General features: G+C 49.8%; 5 protein-coding genes. All 5 read right to left on the bottom strand.

Going from position 1 to position 3,427, the window contains the following annotated elements; translation table 11 throughout:
• Positions 1 to 564 (bottom strand): xanthine dehydrogenase family protein subunit M (locus ENN47_13635; GenBank protein ID HDP79188.1); only part of this gene is annotated, 564 nt, incomplete at its 3' end.
• A gap of 32 nt (positions 565 to 596) precedes the next feature.
• Positions 597 to 1,187 (bottom strand): nucleotidyltransferase family protein, encoded by a 591-nt coding sequence (locus ENN47_13630; protein ID HDP79187.1) that lies wholly within the window; start codon positions 1,185 to 1,187, stop codon positions 597 to 599.
• Complete coding sequence (locus tag ENN47_13625) at positions 1,180 to 1,653, bottom strand: (2Fe-2S)-binding protein (protein HDP79186.1); 474 nt, start codon at positions 1,651 to 1,653, stop codon at positions 1,180 to 1,182. Before ENN47_13625 ends, ENN47_13630 begins: the two co-directional genes overlap by 8 nt.
• Positions 1,650 to 2,882 carry a threonine synthase gene (gene thrC, locus ENN47_13620; GenBank protein HDP79185.1) on the bottom strand — a complete coding sequence of 411 codons (1,233 nt, stop codon included), beginning with the start codon at positions 2,880 to 2,882 and terminating at the stop codon, positions 1,650 to 1,652. The genes ENN47_13625 and thrC overlap by 4 nt, the downstream gene beginning before the upstream one ends.
• On the bottom strand, positions 2,879 to 3,427 hold a 549-nt coding region (locus tag ENN47_13615; protein HDP79184.1), incomplete at its 5' end, for a 4Fe-4S dicluster domain-containing protein. The genes ENN47_13615 and thrC, both read right to left, overlap by 4 nt.

Raw genomic sequence — 3,427 nt, 5'->3', positions numbered from 1 at the left:
CGCAATGGCCATTGCGTTCCTCTGGCCAACTTTGTGGAACTGAGGAAAGAAATCTCCAGTCTTTTCGAACGTTATGGACTTGACGAACTCCCCACTCGCGAGAGAGGTCGATCCAGGTCCCTTTATGAAATCGGCGATTCTTTCGACTCTCTCTCCTGTCGGACCACCTATCGACAGGCTTGCATTGGAAAGCAACATAGGAACTATCGAATCGCCCGCGGGAGACGCGTTGACGACATTTCCAACCAGTGTGGCCCGGTTTCTGATCTGTGGACTTCCAATCTCTCTTAAAGCCATCCCCAGTATTTTGCTGTGCTCAATAATTGCATCGCTGGTCAGAAGTTCGGACATGGTGACCTTACAGCCCACTCTAAGCGAGTCGCCGAGGTCTTCTATGGTATTAAACCCCTCGAGATGCCTCAGGCTTATCACCTTATCTGGGAGCACTCTCTTCAACCTTATCTTCACCAGCAGGTCGGTGCCGCCGGCAAGAATGCAGCTTCTCTCAGAAAGGAGTGTTTGGAGCTCCTCCTCACTGGTCGGCATAAAAACCCTAAACGACATCTCACTTCACCTCCAAAATCCTCTCTGGCTATCTAAAAAGAATAATCGTGGTCTGAATGAACTATCTTCTCTGGTACATCAATGTCAAAGACATTGTGTCTTGCGCCCTCGATTTCGCGAATCGATGCCAGCTTTCTTCTCACCAGCTGATAGGCACCCTTGTCACCGGAAATTCCGGAGAGTTCGGGGAACAGCTTCTTCGATATGAATGTCGGAAAGCCTTTCTTACCCCGAAAAACGAAGGAGACCATTTCATCATCTGGCCTTACGGAATGGAGAAGACGATCGAAGTCTTCTCCGGTAATCAGAGGCATATCTGCAAGCGACAAGACGATTCCTTCACAGCTTTCGGGGCACTCTTCCATGCCCTTGACTATGCTTGTCGAGATACCGCCCGAATACTTCTCGTTGACAACCGTTCTGAACGTACCGGTCCTGAATTTTTCAATTTCGAAACCCGGCTTCAGTACCAGAATCTTCTCCAGAGCAACGACTCTTTCAAGATTATCGAGCGACCATTGCAGAAGAGGTTTCCCCCTGAAATCCGTAAGCAGCTTCTCGCCGCGAAAACGACTGGATTCTCCGGCCGCGAGAAGTATCAGTGCAACCGATTCACTATTCATTTGCCTTCCTTAAATTCTCAGCTGCCGTTCTTATTGCCTGGAGTATCTTGTAGTAGCCGGTACATCTGCAGAGGTTACCCTCTATCGCTTCCATTATCTCTTCATCGCTTGGATTGACCTTCCGGTCTAGGAGCGCCTTCGTTGACATAATCATTCCCGGCGTGCAGAATCCGCACTGAACTGCTCCTTCTTCAATGAAGGCCTTCTGAATGGGGTCAAGCTCTCCATTTTTAGAGAGCCCTTCGATCGTTGTGATCTCTGAACCGTCTATCTCAGGAAGAAGGACGAGACAGGAATTGACCGCCTTGCCGTCGATTATTACGGTGCAGGCTCCACACTCTCCTTCGCCACAACCTTCCTTTGTTCCGGTGAGTCCAAGTTCGTCGCGTAGGAAATCCAGCAACCTGATATCTTCCTCAACATCCATTGTTAAAGTCTCATCGTTAAGTGTGAAGGTGATCTTCATCTAAGTGCCTCCTCAATAACATCTTTCTCCGGCGGGAGGGTCTTTACTTCGGGAAGAACAGTCGATACATTCTTGAGATCCTTCAAGCCATTGCCCGTAACGACGACCAGAATCCTGCTACTTTCGTCGACAATCCCGATTTCTCTCGCCTTTCTGAACCCGGCAAATGCTGTCGCTCCGGCCGGCTCAGCGAATACGCCTGTCTCCCTTGCAAGTTCAATTATACCCCCAAGAATTCGGCTGTCTGAAACAGATAAAAAGAGACCGTCATGTGCTTTGGTGTAGCGACAGGCCTTAACGACATCTCTCGGTTTTCCAACGCAGATACTGTCGGCAACCGTCGATGCCTCGAAATCGATCGGGTCGAAGGGGGAACCCCTTTCATAGGTTCTCATAATCGCGGCGGAGCCCTCTGCCTGCACTCCCACCATGGTCGGCATTTTGTTTATGACCCCGAGTTTGATGAGATCATCAAATCCCTTGTAGAAACTTGAAAGCACAGTTCCGTCTCCTGCCGAAACAAAAACGAAATCCGGGAGATTATCCCGCATCTCAAAGGCAAGTTCAAGCGCGCAAGTCTTTTTTCCTTCGAGAAGATATGGATTTATTGCGCTGTTTCTACAGTACCAGCCCATTGACATTCCAATCTCCATCGAGAGATCGAATACCCTGTCGTAACTCGCATCAATTGCCAGAATCTTCGAGCCGTAAACCTGGAGCTGAGTAATTTTTGCTGTCGGGGCCGTTGCGGGAACAAATATCACGCTCTTCATACCTGCCACGGCAGAAAGCCCGGACAGAGAACTCGCCGCGTTTCCGGTTGAGGCACAGAAGATCGTGTCGAATCCCTTCGCTTTGGCCTTTGCCACTGCGATTGCGCTAGCTCTGTCTTTGAAGGAGGCCGTCGGGTTTCTTCCGTCGTCCTTCACAAAAACCTCTGCCACCCCATACTTTCTTGCAAGAGAATCGCTTCTATACAGCGGCGTGTTTCCAACCAGAAGCTCCGGAGGATCGACCTCTTCTTCAAAGGGCAGCAGAAAGTCGAAAGCCCAGATTCCCTTTCTGTGAAGCGGTAATGAACTGCATCTATATTGCTTTCTCACCTGCTCGAAATCATAAACGACTTCCAGTGTTCCCCTTCTCTCACCGCAATCGGGGCAGAAGTAATCTACTTCATCTTCTGTAAATTCCTTGCCGCAACTGATGCACTTTAGAAAGTATTTTCTCAAGTCAGGACACCGCCGATCGCGCCAACTGGGCAACGTGATTCGCACAGCCCGCAACCGAAGCACTCAGCCGTGTCCACTTCCACCTTTTCATCCAGACTCAGCGCAAAGTAAGGGCAAACCGCAACACACAATCCGCATCTCGTACATTTATCGTGATCGATTACCGGATTTCTCACCTCAAAGGACTCTTTCTGTCTTTCGGCAGAGTCGATCGCATCTTTCACACTTTCGAATCCTCTCTTTTCGAGAGCCGACGGAAGAGAGTCCACTATCCTTTTGAAAAGTTCTTTGCCGTTTATCAGGGCTCCAGAAAGCATCTGCACCGCCGACGCGCCGCAAGAGAGAAAGTCAATAACATCATCTGCGCTTGAAACGCCACCGACTCCAATTATCGGCAGAGAACAGCCCTCGCGAATTCTCCTTACGGACGAGAGGGAAAGCTTCTTTATTACTGGACCGCTTATCCAGCCGAAGCCATCCCCGCTACCCATCAAAGAACGATTGGCCTTCCGATCGAAGGGATAGACAGGACCCAGTGAGTTTAT

This window comes from Mesotoga infera, from assembly GCA_011045915.1.
GTDB classification, from domain to species: domain Bacteria; phylum Thermotogota; class Thermotogae; order Petrotogales; family Kosmotogaceae; genus Mesotoga; species Mesotoga infera_D.
Note: the sequence above shows the minus strand (reverse complement) of the source record. Positions and strands in the feature narration are given on the sequence as shown.